The sequence below is a fragment of the Kitasatospora sp. NBC_01302 genome (genome assembly GCF_035976515.1).
GTDB lineage: Bacteria > Actinomycetota > Actinomycetes > Streptomycetales > Streptomycetaceae > Kitasatospora.
In genome coordinates, this window is sequence record NZ_CP108404.1 from 8,086,388 (window position 1) to 8,106,222 (window position 19,835).

A 19,835-nucleotide genomic window follows, 5' to 3' on the forward strand; every position below is an offset into this window, starting at 1 on the left:
TCCCGTTGTCCCCCCGTCCGCCTACCCGACCGCCACCACACCTGAACCGGCCGTGCGTCACCACCACCACGTCGTACGGCCACCAGCGCGGCTCGACCCCGCCGCGCGGCTGCCCACGGGAAGGAAAGCCATGAACGTCGAAGAACTGGTCCGGTACTGGAAGGACCCGGATGCCCGGACGGGCGCCGCCCACGTCCACCCGGCCGGCGAGATCACCTTGGAGGACCGCCCCGGTACCGGCCGGCGGGCCGCCGTGCTGGCGGGCCTGACCGCTTCGGCGGCGCTCGGCCGTGGCAGCACCACCCTGATGCCGAACGGAACCAGCGTCTCCAGTCCCTGCTGACCGTTCTGTCGGCGACCGTCCCCTGCTGAGCATCCGCCACCCGGCAGCTGAGGTGCACTCTCCACCTCAGCTGTCGGGGTGGCCGGGACACCCACCATGGCGGATGACAGAGGCGGGCGATAGCCTCCGGCCATGCTGACCACATCGCCCGTGCTGGTCGGGCGGGACGAGGAACTCGCGCTCGTCGAAGCCTCCCTGCAGGCCGCCCGGCAGGGGGCGGGCCGCGCCGTCTTCCTGCTCGGCGACGCGGGAATAGGCAAGTCGCGGCTCGCCTCCGAGAGTGCGTTCCGCGCGGTGGCGAGCGGTCTGGCGGTGCTGCGCGGGCGCAGCAGTGCCACCGGTGCCGCCATGCCGTTCCGCCCGATCGCCGAGGCCCTGCTCTCCCTGTTCCGGATCGGCGGCCCGCCGCAGGACCCCGAACTGGCCCCCTACCGCTCGGCGCTGGGCGGCCTGGTGCCCGAGTGGCGCGGCGCCAACCCGCCGGACGGGACCACCTCGCTGGTCGAGACGGCCGAGGCGGTGCTGCGCCTGCTCGCCGCGGTCGGCCGCGATCCGAGCTCGGGCCAGGAACCGGGCTGCCTGCTGGTGATCGAGGACCTGCACGACGCGGACGCCGAGACCCTCTCGGTGATCGAGTACCTGGTCGACAACCTCGCCGGACTGCCGGTCTTCCTGCTGGTCACGCTGCGCCCGGGGGCCGGGGCGGCCGACGACCTGGCCCGCGCGGCCGGCCGGCGGCGCAGCGCCGTGCTGGCCGAGCTGCGAGCGCTGACGCCCGACCAGGTGCGGCTGGTGGCCGAGTCCTGCCTGGGCGCCGGGGCGGGACAGCTCCCGCAGCCGCTGACCGACAAGCTGGTCCAGGACTCCGAGGGCAATCCCTTCGTGGTCGAGGAGCTGCTCAGCGGCATGGTGGCGGCCAATGTGCTGCTCGGTGGCGCGGACGGCTGGCGGGTCAGCGGCGACCTGTCCATCGACGTGCCGGCCACCGTGGTGCACAGCGTGGCCCAGCGGGTGGGCCGGCTCAGCCCGGTCGGCCGCGAACTGCTGCACTCCGCGGCCGTGCTGGGCCGGCGCTTCGCCCTGCCGGTGCTCAAACTGGTGACCGGCCTGGACGACCGCAGCCTGCTGGTCCACCTGCGGGCCGGCATCGACGCCCAGCTGATCTCGCCCAGCGGTCCGGTGGCCGACTGGTACGAGTTCCGGCACGCCCTGACCACCGAGGCCCTGCTGGCCGACCTGCTGCCGGGCGAGCGCGCCGACATCGCGGTGCGCGCCGCCGCCGCGGTGGAGCAGGCCTACCCCGGCCTGCCCGGCGACTGGTGCCAGCAGGTCGCCGTACTGCGACTGACCGCCGGTGACACCCGCGGCGCCGCCCTGCTCTTCGCCCAGGCCGGCCAGGCAGCGCTCCGCGACGGCGCGGTGACCTCGGCGGTCTCGCTGCTGGAGCACGCCCACGCGCTGATCTCCGGTTCCGGGCCGAGCGACGAGGCCGGCACGGTCCTGGAGGCCCTGATCTACACCCTGGTGGAGACCGGCCGCCTGGACCGGGCCCTGGAACTGGCCGACACCCTTCCGCTGACCGGCCCCGGCGCGCTGGACGACGCCCGTGCCGCCGCGCTGCACACCCGCCTCGCCTGGGGCGCGGTCTCGGCGCTGCGCCACGAGGAGGCCGCCGCCCGGGTTGCGCTGGTGCGGCGCCTGCTCGGCCGGTTCGACAGCGGCTCGATCACCCCGGCGCTGGACGTGGTGGAGGCCAACCTGGTCCTCGCCGGCTTCGGTGAGGCGAGCAGGGCGGGTGGTGCGGGTGGTGTGAGTGCTGCTGACGGGACGGGCAGCGCTGTCGGGACGGCGGGTGCGGGTGCGGCAGCCGGGGAGGCCGGGGAGCACCGGACCAGCCAGGCCGAACGGCTGGCCCGCCGCGCGGCCGACGACGCCGAACGGGCCGGGCTGCCGGAAGTGGCCTGCCAGGCCCTGCAGTTCCTCGCGCTGCTGGAGCGACGGCACGGCTTCGACCGCGCGGACGCCTGCCTGGAGCGGCTGCTCGCGCTGGCCACCCGGCACGGCCTGACCACCTGGCGGCTGGACGCGCTGCTGCGGCTGGGTGCCAACGAGTTCATGCGCAACGGCACCAGCGAGCAACTGGCCCGCGCCCACCGCGCGGCGGTCGAGCTCGGCGCGATCGTGCTCGGGCACACCGCCGAGGCCACCATGGCCAGCCAGGCCGTCTTCCGCGGCGAGTACGCCACCGCCCGGGCGCTGACCGACCGCTGTGCCGAGGCCACCGCCCGGCTGGGCCACGTCGACAACCACCAGTACCTGCTGCTCACCCGGGCCGCCCTGGCCGCGCACCAGGGCCGGCGCCGCGAGATGGAGCAGCAACTGGCCGAGTTCCACCGCTGGGACGGCGACCGCTCGCTCAAGATGCCGCTGGTCTTCGGCAACTGCCGCGCGATGTGCTCGCTGCTGGAGGAGGACCGCGAGCAGGCGCTGACCGAGCTGGACAACGCCCGCGCCTGGGAGGACGAGAACCCGACCGTCTTCTACTTCAACGGCCGCTACGGACTGCGCCCGCTGCTGCGGGCGCTGACCGGGCGGGCCACCGAGGCCGAGCACGAGCTGGTGCGCCTCGACCCGGGCGCCGGGCTGCTCTGGAACCGGCAGTTCGAGCGGCTGGCCTACGCCGTGCACCAGGGCCGGGCGGGCCGGACCGAGGAGGCCGAGCGGGCGGTCGCCCAGGCCCGCGAGGCCTCCGCGCCCTTCCTGATGGCCCGCCACCTGGGCCTGCGGCTGGTCGCGGAGGCCGCGCTGGCCGACGGCTGGGGCGATCCGGTGCCCTGGCTGCGCACGGCGGAGGAGTACTTCCACGGCGCGGGCGTCCCCGCCGTCGCCAGCGCCTGCCGCGACCTGCTGCGCCGCGCCGGCGCGACCGTCCCGCAGCGCCGCTCGGGCTCCGACCGGGTACCGCCGGAGCTGCGCCGCCAGGGCCTGACGGCCCGTGAGTACGAGGTGCTGCTGCTGCTCGGGCCGCGCCTGGGCAACCAGGAGATCGCCGGGCGGCTGTACATCTCGCCGCGGACGGTGGAGAAGCACGTCGCGAGCCTGCTGACCAAGACCGGTCAGTCCCACCGCGCGGCGCTGTGCGACTACGCGGCGCGGTTCGGCCCGGTGGACGCCGACTCGTCGGACGAGCCGCTGGCGCGGTAGGGCGTCCCTTCGGCTTCGGCTCTCCTGTCCCGGGTGGTGGCCGGCGCCCTCACTTTCGCATACAGTGTTCGCGAATGCTGTTTGCGAACACCGTATGCGAATGCGGTTTGCGCATGGTGCCTGCGGATGCCGCTTGCGAAAGGGGACGAGCCATGACCTGCTTCACGCGCCACGGTGACATCGAGATCGCCTACCAGGACCTCGGCGGCGCGGGTGGCGACCCGCTGCTGCTGGTGATGGGCCTGGCGGCCTCGCGCTTCTGGTGGCCGCAGGGCCTGGTGGACGAGCTGCTGGGCCAGGGCTTCCACGTGGTGGCCTACGACCAGCGCGACGCGGGCCAGTCCACGCATCTGCCCGACCGGGCCGACGGGTCGGGCAGGCGCCCGATCGGCGCCCTGCTGCGGCGGCGGGCGCCGGCCTACACCGGCGAGGACCTGGCGGACGACGCGATCGCGGTGCTGGACGCCGTCGGCTGGTCCAGTGCCCACCTGTTCGGCCACTCGATGGGCGGCCTGCTGGCCCAGCGGATCGCGATCCGCCACCCCGACCGGGTCCGCAGCCTCACCTCCTCCTCCGCGGTGCCCAGCGACGTCAGCGGCCTCGCCGTGCTGCGCTACCTGCGCCTGGGCACGGTGGCCCGGTTCGCCCGGCTGCGCCTCCCCGAGGGGCCGGACGCCGACCTCGCCTTCGCCGAGCTGATCGGCCGCACCATGGCTCCGGCCGGCCAGGCCTTCGGGCCCGAGCAGGCGGCCGTCTTCCGCGAGCTGGCCGCCCGGGAGGCGGCCCACGGGGTGGTCAGCTTCCGTGACCCGAAGGCGCAGAGCCGCCAGATCGGCGCCACCTGGCACGGCGGCCGGCTCGCCGACATCACCGCCCCCGCCCTGATCCTGCACGGCGGCCTCGACCCCCTGGTCCGGGTCGCGGCAGCCCGCGCCCTCGCCGCCGCCATCCCCGGCGCCCGCCTGACCGCCTTCCCCACCGTCGGCCACTTCCTGCCCCCCGACAGCTGGCCCGCCTATGCCGCCGCCATCCGCACCCTCGCCAGCCGCGCCGACCTGGCGCGCCCGGCTGCCTGACGCGCGGCGGGTGCTACCCCAGCGCCTGCGTCGCCGCGGTCAGCAACTCCGGGAGTTTGCGCATGTCGTCGAAGACCACGGTGCCCGGCCCGGCCAGGCGGTCCGCGCGGCTCAGGCCGCCGCAGTAGCCGAAGGAGCGCATGCCGGCGGCGCGGGCGGCGGCGAGGCCGAAGCGGCTGTCCTCGACCACGACGCAGGCGCTCGGGTCCACGCCCATCCGGCGGGCCGCGTGGAGGAAGAGGTCGGGGGCGGGCTTGCCGTGGGTCACCTCCTCGGCGCTGAAGATCCGGCCGGCGAAGCGCTCGTGGAGGCCGGTCAGGCCCAGGGTGCGGCGCAGGCGGGCGTGGCTGCTGCTGGAGGCCACGCAGGTGGGCAGGTCGATGGCGTCCAGTGCCTCGACGATGCCGGTCACCGGCGTCAGCTCGCGCGCGAAGGCCTCGTCGTAGAGCGGCTTGAACTCCGCGTCCCAGTCGGGCGGCAGGGTCCGGCCCAGGTGTGCCTCGATGTCGGCGGTCATCGAGGAGTGCGAGCGGCCGACGAAGCGCTCGACGATCTCCTCCTCGCTCATCGGCCAGCCCAGTGCGGCGAGCACCACCGCGTCCACCCGGACCGCCAGCCGCTCGCTGTCGATGAGGACACCGTCACAGTCGAAGATCACCAGTTCGATCATGGGATCACCCTATCGGCGGCCGTGCGCGGGCCGGAAAACCGGTGGGGGCGGCGGAGGGACCGCACTAGGCTGCGCCCATGATCGAAGATGGCGAGTCGGTCCAGGGCGGGTTGTCGCTGGTGCGACGCGAGGGGGAGTCCATCCGGCGGCCGTGGCGTTCCTGGAGCGCCGCGGTGGGGGAACTGCTGCGGCACCTGGAACGGGTCGGCTTCACCGGCGCGCCCCGGGTGCTGGGCGGGGGCCCGCAGGAGGGCGAGGAGGTGCTCTCGCTGCTGCACGGTGAGGTCGGCGGCTCGCCGTGGCCGCCGGCGCTGCTCGCCGACGAGGGCGTGGTCGCGCTGGGCCGCTGGCTGCGCGACTACCACGAGGCCGTCCGCGACTTCTGCCCCTCGCCGCAGGCGCTGTGGGTCGGCGGCGACGTGCCGTGGCGACCGGGTCTGATCATGCGTCATGGCGATCTCGGCACCTGGAACTCGGTCTGGACGCCGGACGGGCTGGTCGGCGTCATCGACTGGGACCTCGCCGTCCCCGGTGAGCCGATCGACGACCTGGCCCAACTCGCCTGGTACAGCGTGCCGCTGCGCTCGCCCGAGCGCCAGCGCAGGGCCGGCTACGGCCCGGACGGCGCGCCGCTGGCCCGTCGGCTGCGCCTGCTCTGCGCCGCCTACGGCGGGGTCGACCCGGCCGAGGTGCTGGACGCGCTGGTCCGGCTGCAGCGTTGGGAGACCGAGCGGATCGCCAGGCTGGGCCCGCTCGGGGTGGAGCCCTGGTCGACCTTCCTGGAGCGGGAGTTCGTCCCGGACATCGAGGCGGAGCGCAGCTGGGCGCTGGCCCGCCGGGCCGAGCTGCTGGGCGAGGAGTAGGCCGCCCGACCCAGGACCCTACAGCTGCGCGAGCCAGCGGTGGCCCGGGTGCACGCGGGCGAGCAGGTCGGCCAGGGTCGCGCGCTGGGCCGGGGTCAGCTGTGGGACGGCCGCCTCGAAGTCCGCCTGGTCCTGCGGGCGGTCGCCCTTGGCCTTGAACAGCAGGACCAGCTCGGGGGCCAGGTACGGGACGCCGTCCGGGGTGCGGCGGATGACGTCGCGGTAGGGGAGCCGGATCGTCTCGTCGCGTCGGCAGATCCAGGTGTCGCCGTCGTGGGGCTCGCGGAACACGTCGAGCAGGTAGTCGCCGGTGGCCGGATCGCGCAGCCAGGTCTGATGGACGGCGGCCAGCGCCTGTGGCGGGGCGCCCGCCCAGATCCGGCCGCTGCCCACCGCGTCGAAGACGTGACCGGGGAACCGCTCCCGGACCTCGGCGAAGCCCGCGGCCGGAATCCCGATCTCGGTGTCGCCGTGCGCGCGGGTCTGCCTGCCGTGGAACAGGTCCAGCGCCCAGCCCCCGGCCACGTACCAGGGCGTGCCGATCCCGGCCAGCCGCCGGGCGACCTCGCTCGGGCTCCAGCAGGATGCCCACCTGGCGTCCAGGGCATCGATCTCCTCGGCCGTCAGCTCGACGGCGCCGCCGGGCAGTTGCTCGCTCACGGCACGAAGCTACCAGCGGGCCTGCAGCCCCGTGACCGGATCCGGCCGGTGGACCCGCCCGATCTCAGCGTGCCTGGAGCCGGGCCGAGCGCAGCCGTTCGAAGGTGGTGGGGGTGGGGCGGTGCGGCAGGAAGGCCTTGATCTGCTCGGCGCAGTCGCGGGGGCTGCTGATCCTGGTGTCGCACTCGACGTCGTAGCTGCCGTGGGCGTGGACCGGGCCGATCTGGCGGGCGGCCAGCCCGGACGGCCGGTCGCCGCGGGCCCGCTCGCGGCGTTCCAGCTCCTCCAGCGGGCAGTGCACGCCGACCAGGACGACATTCGCGGGATCGAAGACGTCGAGACAGTCGTCGAGCCGCCAGGGCTCGCTGAGGAGGTGGTCCACCACGACGTTGTTGCCCCCCGCGGCCATCCCGGCCACCGCGCGGTGGAAGCCCGTCCAGGTGTGCCGGAGGACGGTGCTCAGCTCGTCGGGGGTCCACTCCTTGCGGGCGCGCATCGCGTGGAAGGCGTCCACGGGGAAGTGGAAGAACGTTTCGTCCAGGACCGTGAGCAGTTCCTTCGCGATGCTCGACTTGCCGGAACTCGACGTTCCGTTCAAGAAGATGATCAGTCCGCCGGTCTGCGTGGCCGCCACGTCTCTCCCCCGCCTGGTCGGTTCTCGCTGCATGATCATGGTGCACCAGCGGCCGTCCGCCCGTTCGGTCGCCCCCGGAGCAACGGTGGCGGCTACCGAACGTGACGGGTGGCCCGGGGTGATGCGGTCCGGCGGTCGGCAGGCGCATCGTAGGCGTATGGCCACTGTGCACCGAGAGGACCAGTCCTTCTTCGAGGGCGCGGCCGGTCGCCGGCTGAGGCCGCGCGAGCTGCCCGGCGTCGCCGCCGTCGAGGCCGCGCCGCCGCAGCACCTGGTCGACGTCTACTACGACACCGCCGACCTGCGCCTGCTGCGCCGGGGCGGCACGCTGCGCTGTCGCACCAGCGGCGGCGAGCCGGGGTGGCGGCTGACGGTGCCGGGCGCGGACGGCGAGCCCCGGGAGATCACGGTGCCGCTGGACGCGGGCGCGCCGGGCGCCGTGCCCGCCCGGCTGGCGGTGCTGGTGCGGGCCCGCACCCGGGGGCGGGAGCTGGTCGCGGTGGCCCGGCTGCGGACCGTCCGCAGCCGGGTGCTGCTGCTCGACCGCCGTGGCCGCACGCTGGCCGAACTGCTCGGGGAGCGGGTGTCGGCCAAGGCCCTGCCCAAGGGGCGGCTGGCCGGGGGCAGGCGGACCTGGGCCCGGACCGGGCTCACGCTGGTGGCCGGGGGCGACGAGCTGCGGGCGGCGGTCGCGCGGGTGTTGCGCGGGCAGGGCCTGCGGCCCGCCGCGACCGGTGCCGAGGGCGCTGAGGGGGCTGGGGGCGCTGGGGGTGCCGAACGCGCCGGGCTCGCCGAACTCGCCCGGCTGTTGCGGGCGGAGAGCGGTGGCGAGGGCGAGGGCGGTGGCGGCGGTGGCGGTGGGGCGACCGCCGCGGCGCTGGCGGCGTACCTGCGCCGGCACACCGAGCGGCTGGTCGCCCTCGATCTGGCCGTCCGGCTCGACGAGCCGGATGCCGTGCACCAGATGCGGATCAGCCAGCGGCGGCTGCGCAGCGCCCTGACCGCCCACCGCGGACTGCTGCGCAGGCGGCGCACCGACCGGCTGGGCGAAGAGCTGCGCTGGCTCGGCGGCCTGCTCGGCCGGGCCCGGGACGCAGAGGTCACCGGTGCCCGACTGGCAGCTCAGGCCGCCGAGTTGACCGCGCCGGCGGACGACCAGGAGCTGCGCGCCCTGCTGGAACGCTGGTTCAGCCACCGCTACCGTCAGGCGCACACGGAGGTGCTCGCGGTGCTGGACGGCCCGCGTTACCGCCGCCTGCTGGACAGCCTGGAGCGCTTCGCCGAGCGGCCCCCGTTGCGCGAGCAAGCGGCGACCGGGCGTTCGGTGGCCCGGCGGACGCTGCGCCGCGAGTGCCGGCGCACCGGACGCCGGCTGCGCACCGCCTTCGCCCAGTCGCCCGGCGACCGGCGGGACGAGGCCGTGCACCAGGCCCGCAAGGCGGCCAAGCGGGCCCGGTACGCCGCCGAGTGCCTCTATCCCGCGCTCGGGGCTCGTGGACGGCGGCTGGCGGACGACCTGAAGGCGATCCAGCAGCCGCTGGGGCGCTACCAGGACGCGGTGGTCGCGGAGCAGACGATCCTGCTCGTCGCGGCCGAGGCCCGGCGGCTGGGCCGGGACACCTTCGGCTACGGCGTGCTGTACGGCGCCCAGCGCGACCACGCCGAGGCGGATCTGGCCGCGGCGCGCCGCGCCTGGGCGAGGGTCGAGCGCCGCTGACCCGGGCGCCCGGTGCCCGGTGCGTACGGGGAGGGAGCTGACCCCGTACCAGATGACCTGGCTTCAGGTGACCTGGTTTCAGGGGTGGCGGCCTTTGGCTGCGGCACGGCTCGGCGGGCTGAGATTATGGGGGTATGAGCATCGCAGAACCACAGACGGAAGCGCTCCGTCGGCGCAACGAGGTACAAGAACGTCACCGGCTCCAGCTCGCCGCCCTGGACGCCTACAACCACTCCCTGGAGCAGATGGCCCTGGCCCAGGCCGGGCTGAGCCGGGCCGTGGCCGGGGCGGTGGAGGCCTTCGGCGGCCTGGACATCACGGCCAATCTGCTGGACCTGACCCTCAAGGAGGTGCGCACGCACGTGGCCGCGTTCGAGGCGGCCGGCCAGGAGGCCCCGGCGGCGGACCCCGAGACGGTCCCCGCGCAGGCGGCGTCGGCCGAGAACACCGCGACGGACGGCAAGCCGGCGGATGCCGGGAAGCCGGCCGCGGAGAAGGCCGGGGCCGACCAGGCCGACGCCGGGAACGCGGACGGCGACGCGGCGGCGGCGGAGAAGGCCGGCGCCGACAAGCGAGGCTAGGGCCTCTCCGGTTCCGGTCCCTGGCTGGGGCCGGATACGCGGAACGGACTGTGCCCACCCCCGTGGAGCACGGTCCGTTCCGCGTGCGCGGCCCACCGCCGACCGGCCCGCTGAGCGGTGGTCAGCGGAGCACGCCGCGCAGCACGTGGGCGCAGGTGGCGTAGAGCCCGAGCGCGCTGCCGAGGCCGGGCAGCAGGGTCCACAGCACGTCGGAGCCGGTCAGCGGCGCCAGCAGCAGGGTGGCCAGGGCGATCAGGCACAGCACGGCGCCGGTGACGTCGTAGACCGGGACGCTGAACAGGCGGGCCAGCGGGAAGAAGTGGATGCCGACCCCGAGCGCGATCACGGCGGCGATCAGGTGCGGGTGACCGGTGGCGTCCAGGGCGCGGACGGCGGCGAAGATCCCGATCCACTCGGCGGTGACGATCAGTCCGAACCGGCGCCCGGCGGCCTTTCCGCGGGCCCGGTCCCCGCCCGCGGGAGTGTGCGCCGCCTGCCGGCCGGCCTGGACGGCGAACCCGAACACGGCGAGCGAGGCGAGGGCCGCGACGGTGAGCAGCGCGGCGGTGAGGGGGGAGGAGTGCAGGTCGGAGGTGCCGCAGACGGTCCAGCCGAAGGCGAAGAAGGCGAGGACGCTGCTGCCGATGGCGCGGCCGCGCAGTTCGGCGCGGTTGAGACCGCCGGCCCGGGTGCCGCTCGGGGCGGGACCGGCCGGGTGGGGGAGCGGGGATCCGCTGGCGGTGCTGCTCATGACTGGCGCTCCAGGCGAGGGATGGAAGGCTGGTGGGCGGCGTGCTCGCCGCCGGTCCGCGGATCGGCGGCGCCGGCCGGCTCAGGGGCCGAGCAGCGAGCGCAGCGTCGCGGTGTAGGTCTCGAAGGCCGTGCGACCGGTGGCGGTCAGGGCGACCTGGGTGACCGGGGTGCGGCGGGCGTGGGTCTTGGTGATCTCGACGTATCCGGCGTCTTCGAGCTTGCGCAGGTGGGTGGAGAGGTTGCCCGCGGTCATGGCCAGGAGTTGTTGCAGCCGCGGGAAGGTGATCCGGTCGTCGGGCGCGAGCGCGGCCAGCGCGACCGTGACGCGCAGGCGGGCCTGGGCGTGGATGACCGGATCCAGCTCGGGGATCACGGCCGCGACCGCCGCGCCGCGGCCCGCTGGTACCCGTGGTACCCGGCCAGCGCGAGGAAGCCGCCCCCGCCGGCCAGCGACTGGACCAGGAAGTTGCCCGGGACGCCGGCGAGCACCGCGCCCGCCGCGCACAGCATGGTCCACGCCCCCAGGCTGTAGCGGACCCTGTCCTGGTCGATCATGCCCCCGGCCAGGTAGAGCACTCCGGTGAGCAGCAGCGAGGAGGAGGACCAGAGCATCGCCGCGGTGTCGGAGCTCAGGCCGCGGCGGATCAGCGCCGTGTTGACCAGCGACAGGCAGCCGAACCCCAGGGACCAGCTCCACCCGTAGAGGGCGGCCACGGTGCGCGAGGGGCCGCTGACCCCGCGGCCGGTGCGCAGCGAGTAGCCGATCGACCAGATCAGTGCGGTGACGATCAGCACGGTGGGTACTGCGGCACCGAGCCAGCCGGGGAGCACCCGGTCGGGGCCGTAGGCCAGGTAGGTGGTGCCGAAGCCGACCAGCCAGGCGCCGCCCCACACCGTGAAGAGCAGCACGGGGTTGTTGCGCACCCGGCGCCGGACGTGCTCGTGTTCCGCGGCGATCAGGGAGAGCGCCTGGTTGACGTCCAGCAGTTGATCGGTCGGCTGATCGGTCGTCCGACCGCTTGCCGGGTCGTCCTGTTGCCCGTTCATCTGGCCCTCCCCCGTTGAGCCCGGCTGAGCTCGGCAAGAACTTTGTATCGCAAACCTCTTGGCGGCGACAAGTAGCGGGACGCTCGGTAGCCTGGGCCGATGGCTTCCTCGTGGCTCGACTTCACCCGCGGCGCTCCGGTCGCAGGGGCCCCGGAACCGGCGTGGATCCACGGCTCGCCCTCCGTGCGTCGCAACACCGACCCGCCGATCCAGGTCCACGCCCACGACCGGCACACCTATCTGCTCCGGCAGAACAAGGCCGTGCACTACGAGGCGCCGTTCCTCTACCTCTTCCTGGGCAACGAACGGGCGCTGCTGCTCGACACCGGGGCGACCGCCGATGCCGCCAGGTTCCCGCTGCGCGGCACGGTGGACGCCCTGTTGGCCGACTGGCTGGCCGAAAATCCGCGCGCGGACTACGCGTTGGTGGTCGCCCACACGCACGCCCACGGCGACCACACGGCCGGTGATCCGCAGTTCGCGGACCGGCCGCACACCACCGTGGCGGGTACCGGGGCCGACGAGGTGCGGGCCTTCTTCGGCTTCTCCGCCTGGCCCGAGCAGGTGGTCGAATTCGACCTGGGCGGACGGGTGTTGGAGGTCACCGGCTGTCCGGGGCACCATCCGTCCTCGATCGCGGTCTACGACCCGTGGAGCGGGTTCCTGCTCACCGGTGACACGGTCTACCCGGGGCGGCTGTACGTGCAGGACTTCCCCGCGTTCCTCGCCAGCCTCGACCGGCTCGTCGAGTTCGGCCGGCAGCGGCCGGTGACCCGGGTGCTCGGCTGCCACATCGAGATGACCCGGCGACCGGGCCGGGACTACCCGACCGGCTGCCGGTACCAGCCCGACGAGCCGCCGCTGGCGTTCACCATGGCCCAGTTGTCGGCGATCCGGGACGCCGCGCACGAGGTCGCCGACCGCCCGGGCACGCACCGTCGGGACGACTTCGTCCTCTGGCACGGTTCGCCGGCGAGCGCGCAGTACCGGCAACTGGCCAGGCTCCTGGGGGATCGGCTGCGCAACCGGGTGCGGACGCTCCGGGGGGTGCCGAGCGGTACCAGGTAAGATGCCCAGGGGCACTTTGCCTATTACTCTCTGGGGGAAGCATGACGGCCGTCGGCGTCAGTGGGCTCGTGCGGATGTGGATCGACGGCTGGGTGGTCTCGCGCGGCGCCTCGGATCCGGCCGTCGAGCCCTGGGGCTGGACCATCGACGTCGGGCTGACCGGGCACGTCGCGCGGCACGTGCTGCCGGAGCCGACCGCGGCCCAGGTCGGCGAGCTCGTGGCCGTGACCAGTGCCCCCGGCACCTGGCTCAAGCTCTTCGCCGACGACGACACCGTCCGGCCCTGGGTCACCCCGGACTGGCGGCTGGACGCCCCGGCCTTCCTGATGAGCTGTCCGCTCGGCGCCGAGCGGGTCCGGTTGCCGGCCGGCTACGTCCGCACCAGCTGGACGCGCGGGGATGTCGTCCGGGTGCTGATCCGCACCACCGACGGGCAGCTCGCCGCCCGCGGCCAACTCGCCGTGGCGGGCCGGGTCGGCGTGCCGGACCAGATCGAGACCGCGCCCGCCCATCGGCGCAGGGGGCTGGGCGCCGTGGTGATGCGCACCCTCCAGCACGCCGCCCACCAGGCCGGTGCTGAGACCGGCGTCCTGGTCGCCAGCTCGGCGGGCCGGGCGCTCTACACCACCCTCGGCTGGACCACCCGCGCCCCGATGGCGAGCCTCTGCTTCGCACCGCCGGCCGCCGCCGGTTGAGCCGGGTGCGGCCGGTCGTGGCCGGTCGTGCCGATCGTTCGGCCTGGCACCGTGCCCGTCCGGCCGCCCGTTCGTTGATCAACACGAGCGCGCTCGGACCGGCGCCGGACGGCATTGCCGGCTCCGGCCAGGAGGAGAGGAGCGAGTATGACGACCATGGCCATACGGCCCGAGGAGTTCGCCGCCACCCTGCCCCGGCACGTGGTGTCCGCCGGGGTGCTGCTCACCGATCCGGCCGGCCGGATCCTGATGCTCCATCAGGCCCACGCCTACCCGGGGCATCCGGCGTGGTGGCAGATCCCGGGCGGCCTGGCCGACGCGGGCGAGCAGCCCAACGTGACGGCGGTCCGCGAGACGTACGAGGAGACGGGCCTCCTGCTGCCGGGCACGTTGCCGCTGCTCGCCGTCGACTACCGTGCACCGGCGGATGGTTGGCCCGCGGTGGTGGACTTCTGCTTCGACGGCGGAACCGTGGGCGCGGGCGAGACGGCGGTCCCGGCCGTCGAACTGAGCGCCGAGCACGACGACTTCGCCTGGCGCGAGTTCGAGCAGTGGCAGCCCTGTCTCCAGCCCGAGCAGCGGCCCTGGTTCGCCGCCGTCTGGCGCGCCCGCACCCGTGGTGCGGTGCTCTTCCTCAACGACGGGCAGCAGCCCACGGCGTAGCGCCCTGACGGCCTGCCCGGAGCAAGGGGGCGCCGCGGCCGTTGCCGGTCCGAGTCGGCAACGACCGCGGCGCGGAGCCGAGTCGACGTCAGGTGTGCGCCGGGGCGTCCTGTTGCGTCGGCTCGGCGGCCGGGGGCGCGGCGGGGAACGGCGCCGGGCGCAGCAGGTACGCGACCACCAGGGTCGCGACCGCCAGCCCGGCGGCGCCGCAGCGCAGCGAGAGGTGGAGTGCCTCCACGAATCCGTTGTCGACCACCGTGTGGATCGCCGGCGGCAGGGCGGAGGCCTGGCCCGCACCGGAGTTGGTGACCGCGTTGGCGATGTCGTGCCGGGCACCGGAGGGCACCCCGAGCCGGCCCAGCGGTGCGGCCAGCACCGCGCTGAGGCGGCTGGTGAGGATGGCGCCCAGCACTGCGACGCCGACCACGCCGCCGAGTTCGCGCAGCGTGTTGACGGTCGCGGAGGCCATGCCCGCCTTGGTCGGGGGGACGCGCATCATGACCGCGATGGAGACCGGTGTGAAGGTCATGCCCATCCCGAAGCCCAGCACGAACAGCACCCACAGGTACGCGACGTAGTGGGCGTGGCCGTCGTAGAGCGACAGGCCGCCGAGCGCCACCGCGCACAGCGCGAGCCCGGCCACGATGGGGATCCGGGGGCCCTTGCGGGCCGTCATCCGGCCCGACAGCGGTGCGGCGACGATCAGCATCGCGGTCATCGGCAGGCCCGCCAGCCCAGCGCTCGACGGGGTCCAGCCCATGATGCCCTGCATGAGCAGCGGCAGGAAGAACGAGGTGCCGAAGACGCCGAAGCTGATCATGAAGCCACTGACCACCGCGCCGGTGAGCACCCGGTCCTTGAAGAAGTGCAGGTCGAGCATCGGGTCGGTGGTGCGCAGCTCGACCACGACGAAGGCCGTCAGGGCCACCACCGCGCCGGCCGCGCAGCCCAGCACGACGCCGTCGGTCCAGCCGCGGGCCGGGCCTTCGACCAGCGTGTAGACCAGGGCGCCGAGCCCCACCGCGGAGAGGGCCTGACCGGGCAGGTCCAGGCGCTTGGCCCAGGTCGCGAGCTCGGGCAGGACCCGGGAGGCCATCACCAGGCCCAGCACGCCGATCGGCACGTTGATCCAGAAGACGCTGGCCCAGCCGAGGTGCTGGACCATCGGCCCGCCGAGGACCGGGCCGACGGCCAGGCCCAGCGAGGAGAAGGCGGACCAGGTGCCGATCGCCTTGGCCCGCTCGGTGTCGTCGGTGAAGACGTGCCGCAGGATCGACAGGCTGCCCGGCGCGAGGAGCGCGGCGCCGACGCCCTGCAGCATCCGGGCCGCGACCAGCAGGCCGATCGAGTTGGAGAGCGCGGCCGCCGCCGAGCCGAGCGTGAACAGGGCCAGGCCGATCTTGAAGACCCGGGTACGGCCGTAGCGGTCGCCGAGCGAACCGCCGGTGAGCAGCAGGCCGGCGTAGATGAGGCTGTAGCCCTCGACCACCCATTGCAGGCCGCTGACGCCGGTGTGCAGTTGCTCCCCGATGCGGGGCAACGCGTTGTTGACGATGACGTTGTCGAGCATCGACATGAACATGGTGATGCACAGCGTGCCAAGGGCGAGCTTCTTACGCCGGGCAGCCGGGTCCATCATGGCATCCCTAACAGTGTTAGACGGGGCGTTGCTGTGGGCCAGAATGCCCCTAACGGTGTTAGATTGCAAGAACCTTTTCCGACGGAGGTTGCTGGTGGCGGGCGAAAGAACAGACGAACACCCCCCGCAGCCGGGGCTGACCCGGGATGCGCTGGCCCAGGCGGCCCTGTGCGTCCTGGAGCGCGAGGGCATCAACGGGCTGTCCATGCGCAAGGTCGCCACCGAGCTGGGGGTCAAGGCGGCCTCCCTCTACTGGCACGTCCGCAACAAGGAGGAGCTGCTCGACCTGCTCACCGACGCGCTGATGGCCGACGCCGAGCCGCCGCTGCGCCAGGGCGACTGGCGCGAGCAGCTGCGCGAGTACTGCCTGCGCCACCGCCGGCTGCTGCTCTCCCGGCGCGACGCCGCCAAGGTCGTGGCCGGCCGCTTCGCCCTGGGGCCGCACCTGCTGGGCCTGATGGAGGACCAGCTGGACCGGCTGCGGGCCGCCGGCTTCGCCGATGCCGACGCGGCGCTCTGCACCTACCTGCTGGGCGCCTACGTCCAGGGCTTCGTCCTCCAGGAGCAGACCCCGATCTCCGCCTCCGAGGCCATGGGCACCAGTCGCGCCGAGGTCGCCACCGCCGTCAGCGCACAGTTGCGCGGCCTGCCCGAGGAGACCTTCCCCAACCTGGTCGCCCTCGCCGACGACCTCACCACCCCGAACATGGACGAGCGCTTCGCCTTCGGCCTGGAACGCCTCATCGACGGACTGGCCGCCCTGCTCGCCCAGGCGCGCCCGAGCGAGGCCGTCCCCGAAGTGCCCGTCTGAGCCTGACCGCTGAGCCGATTCGCTTTGCCGGACCGCTGAACCGGAACCCTGAACCGGACTGCTGAGCCGAACCCCTGAGACCGGCCTCGGTCAGCCGGTAGGCTCTGGTGGTGGGGGAGTTGGGGCGGACGCGTACGGGGGAGGGCCCGCGGATGTGGCGGGGGTTTCGTGAGTGGTTGCTCGGCGCGGCCGACCAGGAGGTGCGGGCGCTCGACCAGGCACCCGGGATCGAGCCCGAACGGCTCCAGGAACTGCGGTACACCGAACCCGCGTTGATGCTCAGCGTCGAGCAGCTCTACGTCGCCGCGCAGCGCGCCTTCGAGCGCCGCACCCGCGAGGCCGTCGCCGAGGACCTGCTGCGCGCGCTGGCCGCCGTCGCCGGCGGGGCGGGCACCGACCGGCTGGACGCGGCGGCGGCCTCGGCCGACGCCCGTCTCGCGGTCGACAGCGCGATCGCCGGGGCGCGGGGCCTGAACACCGGGGTGGCCTGCGGGTTCATGATCAGCCCGGTGGTGCTGCTGGTGGTGCTGCTCCTCGGCCGGTGGGCGCCCCGGCTCTTCGGCGCCACCCTCGGCTGCCCCGAGCAGCAGGCGCTGCTGCACGCGCTGGTCTGCTTCGCGGGCGGGGCGATGGGCGCCGTCTTCAGCGTGATCATCCGGCTGCGCGACTCCGCCCACCTGAGCCGGCGCCGGCCCGGGCACGGCGATCTGCTGGCCGATCCGGTGCAGTGGTCCCGGACGCTGCGTCAGGAGGGCTGGTACCGGGTGGTGGTGGGCTGGTTCCTGGCCACCTCGCTCTTCCTGCTGATCAACGGCGGCATCCTCAGCATCCTGACCCCGCCCGCCGCCCCGGTCGACCTGTGCGCCCCCGGACCGCTCTCGGCGGCCGGGCACGACGCGCTGATCAAGGCGTGGTTCTACTGGGGCGGCATCGGTTTCCTGGCCGGGCTCAACGAGCGCTGGGCCCACGGCCTGCTGCGCCAGGCCGCGGCACCGCGCCCGGAGCCGGGGTCGCGCCGGGACGGCTGATCCGCTCCGCTGCGGCGGAGTCGGCCAGAGTCGCGGCCACCGTCCGGGCGAGCGCGACCGGGTCGCCGGTCGGCTCGGTGGCGGTCGGCTCGGTCGGCTCGGTGGTGCCGGTGCCGGTGCCGGTGCCGATGGTGGCGGTGGCGGTGGCGTCGTCCGTGCTCCGGTGCGCCCAGGCGTCGTCGAGCGCGTACCAGTCGAGCGCTGCCGGCTCGCCGCCGTTCGCCAACGCGGCGTCCAGGGAGGCGAAGTAGGCGCTCCAGCGCTGCGCGTAGAGGCCCGTGAGCAGTCCGGACCACTCGCGGTTGGCGTAGTCGTGCAACTGGCCGTCCTCGCTCGGGCCGTGGTCGCCCCAGGTGGTGAGGATCGACCGGGCGTCGTACTCCAGTTGCCCGCGCTCGCTGGCGTCGGCGCCCCAGGAGCGGGCCTCGGCCAGCCAGCGCCCGAGCAGGAAGCGGGCATCACTGGCGAGGAGTCGGTCCAGCAGGAGCTCGTCGTCGTGCCACCGCCCGGTCAGCGCCCCGAAGGCGGCCCGGTCCCCGGTCGCGTACGCCGCGGCGATCCGCGGCAGCAGCTCCCTGGCCTGGTTGCCGAGCGCCTGGCGGGCGACGTTCACCAGGTCGAACCGGTAGGCGTCGCAGCCCTGTTGGGCGGGCGCGACCTGGAGCAGCTGGTCCAGCGCCGCGCGCACCGAGTCGGCGGGGTAGCGCATCGCGGTGGGGCTCCAGGTCGCGGCGGTGGCGGCCGTCAGGCTCGGGCGGGCGGCGAACAGGCCGTCCTGCGGCTCGCTCCAACCGTCGGCGGGCATGCTGTACGGACCCTGGCGCAGCAGCTCCCAGGCCGCCGCGGCATGCGGATCCGGACCGCCGTAGCGCCGGGCGGCGTAGTCGGCGAACCAGGCGCGCTGGTCGATCGGCCCCTGCTGCCAGGCCAGTTCGGTGAAGAGCTCGAAGGCGGCCGGATCGCCGCCGGTGGCCTCGGGCAGGTAGGCGATGCCGCGCAGGGCGCTGCCGGCAGCGGTCAGCTGCTGCTGGAACCGGCTCACCCAGGCGGCGGTGTTGGCGCCGATGCTGGTGTGGCCGCCGAAGTTGTCGATCGTTCCGAAGGCGTACGGTGTGCCGCGCCACTGCCGGTCGCGGTCGAGCTGCCCCTGCGGGTAGCGGTCGGCCAGACCGTCCAGGATCAGCAGACCGCTCCGGTCGACGCCGTCCAGCAGGGCGGCACTCGGGTTGTCCTGCCAGCCGAGGATCACCCAGGTCGCGCCCGGGTGCGCCGCCCGCAGGGCGTCCTGCACCGCGCCGGCGGCCCGGCTCGCGTCGACCGGGCCGAGCACGCCGCCCTCGTGCAGCAGGTCCATCTTGTACATCGTGCTGTCGCCGAACCGCTCGCGCTGGGCGCGGTAGTAGGCCGCGGCGAGCCGGTCGAAGACCGGGCCGGTCGGGTCGAGCCAGTCGGCGCGCGCGAACCCCACCCACGAGCCCTGCGGTACCACCCGCGCCCCCGGATTGCGCTCGGCGAAGCCCGGCGGCACGGTGCCGAAGAAACCGGGCAGCACCGGCGTCATGCCCAACGCCCGCAACTGGTCCGCGATTTCGCGGCCAAGCGCGGCTCGGGCGTCGAGCAGCCGGGCCGACTCCGGACCGCCGAAGGCCGCCATGTTCTGCAACAGCCACCAGCTCTGGTGCGCGGGCGCCGGGATCCAGGCGCGCAACTCCTCCTCGCCGTAACCGAACTGCTGCAGCGCCCGGTGGTAGGCCCACTCCGCGCCGGTCTGCACGAACACCTCGTTGACCCCGTGCAGGGCCAGCAGGTCGATCTCGTGCTGGTAGGCGGCGAAGTCGCGATACGGGCCCGAATAGCCGGCGTCGGTGTCATTGAGCGCGTACCGGTGCGGCACCGTCGCCGCCCGGCTGACGGTGCCGCCCACGGCGGGCAGCGTGGCGGGCAGCCGGCCGAGACTGTCACCGGGCCAGCCGAGGTCCACCTTGGCGACCTGTTCCAGGTACCACCCGACGCCGCTCAGCAGGGTCGCCCCCGAGGTACCCCGGACCTCGACGGGCTCCGGGCCGCCGCCGCTGACCGCGAAGGAGTCGCCCGCGGTTCCCCTGGCCACGGGCACCAGCCGGAACCGGTCGGCCCGGCCGGGCAGCAGGCGTCGCAGACTCGCCTGGGCGGGCGCGGCGTCGAAGGGCACGACGGCTGCGGGCCCGGCGGTGACTGCGGCGGCCGGCGGCGCGGCGCCGGCCGCCGGGGGGAGGCAGCAGCCCAGCAGCGCCGCTGCCAGCAGGGCGGTGGCCCGACGTCGCATTGCACGCACCTCGTGTCGTGGATCAGTCACCGAACGTGATGGCGATCATGACACTGCGCACGCTCCGCCCGGCGCAGG

The 19,835-nt window shown here is 74.4% G+C and carries 19 protein-coding genes; 11 read left to right on the forward strand and 8 right to left on the reverse strand.

The window, feature by feature from the left end:
• Positions 1-130 precede the first annotated feature (130 nt).
• From OG294_RS35245 to OG294_RS35255, 3 genes are all read left to right on the forward strand, one after another.
• The gene (locus tag OG294_RS35245) at positions 131-343 is read left to right on the forward strand and encodes a hypothetical protein (protein WP_327070622.1); all 213 of its coding nucleotides are present in this window, start codon (positions 131-133) and stop codon (positions 341-343) included.
• A 132-nt stretch (positions 344-475) separates the two neighbouring features.
• Positions 476-3,547, forward strand: coding sequence for a helix-turn-helix transcriptional regulator (locus OG294_RS35250; RefSeq protein WP_327070623.1), 3,072 nt, complete (start codon positions 476-478; stop codon positions 3,545-3,547).
• Between the two features lie 152 nt (positions 3,548-3,699).
• Complete coding sequence (locus OG294_RS35255; RefSeq protein ID WP_327070624.1) at positions 3,700-4,623, forward strand: alpha/beta fold hydrolase; 924 nt, start codon at positions 3,700-3,702, stop codon at positions 4,621-4,623.
• Positions 4,624-4,636: 13 nt separating this feature from the next.
• On the opposite strand, the gene OG294_RS35260 is transcribed toward OG294_RS35255, so the two are convergent.
• Entirely contained in the window at positions 4,637-5,293 is a 657-nt protein-coding gene (locus OG294_RS35260; RefSeq protein WP_327070625.1) for an HAD family hydrolase, read from the reverse strand.
• 77 nt (positions 5,294-5,370) lie between these two features.
• Here OG294_RS35260 and OG294_RS35265 point away from each other — a divergent pair, with 77 nt between their 5' ends.
• Positions 5,371-6,156: a phosphotransferase gene (locus tag OG294_RS35265; RefSeq protein WP_327070626.1), complete on the forward strand. Its 786-nt coding sequence runs from the start codon at positions 5,371-5,373 to the stop codon at positions 6,154-6,156.
• 18 nt (positions 6,157-6,174) lie between these two features.
• Here the strand turns inward: OG294_RS35265 and OG294_RS35270 are convergent, their stop codons facing one another.
• A complete protein-coding gene (locus OG294_RS35270; RefSeq protein ID WP_327070627.1) occupies positions 6,175-6,816 on the reverse strand; it encodes a nucleotidyltransferase domain-containing protein in 642 nt (213 codons plus the stop codon).
• A 64-nt stretch (positions 6,817-6,880) separates the two neighbouring features.
• Positions 6,881-7,450 (reverse strand): chloramphenicol phosphotransferase CPT family protein, encoded by a 570-nt coding sequence (locus OG294_RS35275; RefSeq protein ID WP_327070628.1) that lies wholly within the window; start codon positions 7,448-7,450, stop codon positions 6,881-6,883.
• Positions 7,451-7,607: 157 nt separating this feature from the next.
• Here OG294_RS35275 and OG294_RS35280 point away from each other — a divergent pair, with 157 nt between their 5' ends.
• Together OG294_RS35280 and OG294_RS35285 are read left to right on the forward strand one after the other, a co-directional pair.
• Positions 7,608-9,167 carry a CYTH and CHAD domain-containing protein gene (locus tag OG294_RS35280; RefSeq protein ID WP_327070629.1) on the forward strand — a complete coding sequence of 520 codons (1,560 nt, stop codon included), beginning with the start codon at positions 7,608-7,610 and terminating at the stop codon, positions 9,165-9,167.
• Between the two features lie 134 nt (positions 9,168-9,301).
• The gene (locus OG294_RS35285) at positions 9,302-9,748 is read left to right on the forward strand and encodes a hypothetical protein (protein WP_327070630.1); all 447 of its coding nucleotides are present in this window, start codon (positions 9,302-9,304) and stop codon (positions 9,746-9,748) included.
• 121 nt (positions 9,749-9,869) lie between these two features.
• Here OG294_RS35285 and OG294_RS35290 read toward each other — a convergent pair whose 3' ends face one another.
• The 3 genes from OG294_RS35290 to OG294_RS35300 form a co-directional block, all read right to left on the reverse strand.
• The gene (locus OG294_RS35290; protein ID WP_327070631.1) at positions 9,870-10,499 is read right to left on the reverse strand and encodes a hypothetical protein; all 630 of its coding nucleotides are present in this window, start codon (positions 10,497-10,499) and stop codon (positions 9,870-9,872) included.
• An 81-nt stretch (positions 10,500-10,580) separates the two neighbouring features.
• A complete protein-coding gene (locus tag OG294_RS35295; RefSeq protein ID WP_327070632.1) occupies positions 10,581-10,874 on the reverse strand; it encodes a transcriptional regulator in 294 nt (97 codons plus the stop codon).
• Positions 10,871-11,548 (reverse strand): hypothetical protein, encoded by a 678-nt coding sequence (locus OG294_RS35300; RefSeq protein WP_327070633.1) that lies wholly within the window; start codon positions 11,546-11,548, stop codon positions 10,871-10,873. The genes OG294_RS35295 and OG294_RS35300 overlap by 4 nt, the downstream gene beginning before the upstream one ends.
• A 99-nt stretch (positions 11,549-11,647) precedes the next feature.
• On the opposite strand from OG294_RS35300, the gene OG294_RS35305 reads away from it, so the two are divergent.
• The 3 genes from OG294_RS35305 to OG294_RS35315 all read left to right on the forward strand — a co-directional run bounded on the left by OG294_RS35305 (position 11,648) and on the right by OG294_RS35315 (position 13,974).
• Complete coding sequence (locus tag OG294_RS35305; protein ID WP_327070634.1) at positions 11,648-12,616, forward strand: MBL fold metallo-hydrolase; 969 nt, start codon at positions 11,648-11,650, stop codon at positions 12,614-12,616.
• A 41-nt stretch (positions 12,617-12,657) separates the two neighbouring features.
• Positions 12,658-13,311 (forward strand): GNAT family N-acetyltransferase, encoded by a 654-nt coding sequence (locus OG294_RS35310; protein WP_327070635.1) that lies wholly within the window; start codon positions 12,658-12,660, stop codon positions 13,309-13,311.
• A gap of 147 nt (positions 13,312-13,458) precedes the next feature.
• On the forward strand, positions 13,459-13,974 hold the full coding sequence (locus tag OG294_RS35315) for an NUDIX hydrolase (protein WP_327070636.1): 516 nt from the start codon (positions 13,459-13,461) through the stop codon (positions 13,972-13,974).
• A gap of 88 nt (positions 13,975-14,062) precedes the next feature.
• Here OG294_RS35315 and OG294_RS35320 read toward each other — a convergent pair whose 3' ends face one another.
• Positions 14,063-15,610, reverse strand: a complete 1,548-nt coding sequence (locus OG294_RS35320; protein ID WP_327070637.1) for an MFS transporter — start codon at positions 15,608-15,610, stop codon at positions 14,063-14,065.
• A 97-nt stretch (positions 15,611-15,707) separates the two neighbouring features.
• On the opposite strand from OG294_RS35320, the gene OG294_RS35325 reads away from it, so the two are divergent.
• Together OG294_RS35325 and OG294_RS35330 are read left to right on the forward strand one after the other, a co-directional pair.
• On the forward strand, positions 15,708-16,424 hold the full coding sequence (locus OG294_RS35325) for a TetR/AcrR family transcriptional regulator (RefSeq protein ID WP_327070638.1): 717 nt from the start codon (positions 15,708-15,710) through the stop codon (positions 16,422-16,424).
• Between the two features lie 152 nt (positions 16,425-16,576).
• Positions 16,577-17,452: a hypothetical protein gene (locus tag OG294_RS35330; protein ID WP_327070639.1), complete on the forward strand. Its 876-nt coding sequence runs from the start codon at positions 16,577-16,579 to the stop codon at positions 17,450-17,452.
• On the opposite strand, the gene OG294_RS35335 is transcribed toward OG294_RS35330, so the two are convergent.
• A complete protein-coding gene (locus tag OG294_RS35335) occupies positions 17,373-19,757 on the reverse strand; it encodes an alpha-N-acetylglucosaminidase (RefSeq protein ID WP_327070640.1) in 2,385 nt (794 codons plus the stop codon). The genes OG294_RS35330 and OG294_RS35335 overlap by 80 nt on opposite strands.
• Positions 19,758-19,835: the final 78 nt, after the last annotated feature.

Bases quoted from the DNA above. Each gene is read 5' to 3' on its own strand.
- OG294_RS35245 (WP_327070622.1), top strand. From the start codon at position 131: ATGAACGTCGAAGAACTGGTCCGGTACTGGAAGGACCCGGATGCCCGG.
- OG294_RS35250 (WP_327070623.1), top strand. From the start codon at position 476: ATGCTGACCACATCGCCCGTGCTGGTCGGGCGGGACGAGGAACTCGCG.
- OG294_RS35255 (WP_327070624.1), top strand. From the start codon at position 3,700: ATGACCTGCTTCACGCGCCACGGTGACATCGAGATCGCCTACCAGGAC.
- OG294_RS35260 (WP_327070625.1), bottom strand. From the start codon at position 5,293: ATGATCGAACTGGTGATCTTCGACTGTGACGGTGTCCTCATCGACAGC.
- OG294_RS35265 (WP_327070626.1), top strand. From the start codon at position 5,371: ATGATCGAAGATGGCGAGTCGGTCCAGGGCGGGTTGTCGCTGGTGCGA.
- OG294_RS35280 (WP_327070629.1), top strand. From the start codon at position 7,608: ATGGCCACTGTGCACCGAGAGGACCAGTCCTTCTTCGAGGGCGCGGCC.
- OG294_RS35285 (WP_327070630.1), top strand. From the start codon at position 9,302: ATGAGCATCGCAGAACCACAGACGGAAGCGCTCCGTCGGCGCAACGAG.
- OG294_RS35290 (WP_327070631.1), bottom strand. From the start codon at position 10,499: ATGAGCAGCACCGCCAGCGGATCCCCGCTCCCCCACCCGGCCGGTCCC.
- OG294_RS35300 (WP_327070633.1), bottom strand. From the start codon at position 11,548: ATGAACGGGCAACAGGACGACCCGGCAAGCGGTCGGACGACCGATCAG.
- OG294_RS35305 (WP_327070634.1), top strand. From the start codon at position 11,648: ATGGCTTCCTCGTGGCTCGACTTCACCCGCGGCGCTCCGGTCGCAGGG.
- OG294_RS35310 (WP_327070635.1), top strand. From the start codon at position 12,658: ATGACGGCCGTCGGCGTCAGTGGGCTCGTGCGGATGTGGATCGACGGC.
- OG294_RS35315 (WP_327070636.1), top strand. From the start codon at position 13,459: ATGACGACCATGGCCATACGGCCCGAGGAGTTCGCCGCCACCCTGCCC.
- OG294_RS35320 (WP_327070637.1), bottom strand. From the start codon at position 15,610: ATGGACCCGGCTGCCCGGCGTAAGAAGCTCGCCCTTGGCACGCTGTGC.
- OG294_RS35330 (WP_327070639.1), top strand. From the start codon at position 16,577: ATGTGGCGGGGGTTTCGTGAGTGGTTGCTCGGCGCGGCCGACCAGGAG.
- OG294_RS35335 (WP_327070640.1), bottom strand. From the start codon at position 19,757: ATGCGACGTCGGGCCACCGCCCTGCTGGCAGCGGCGCTGCTGGGCTGC.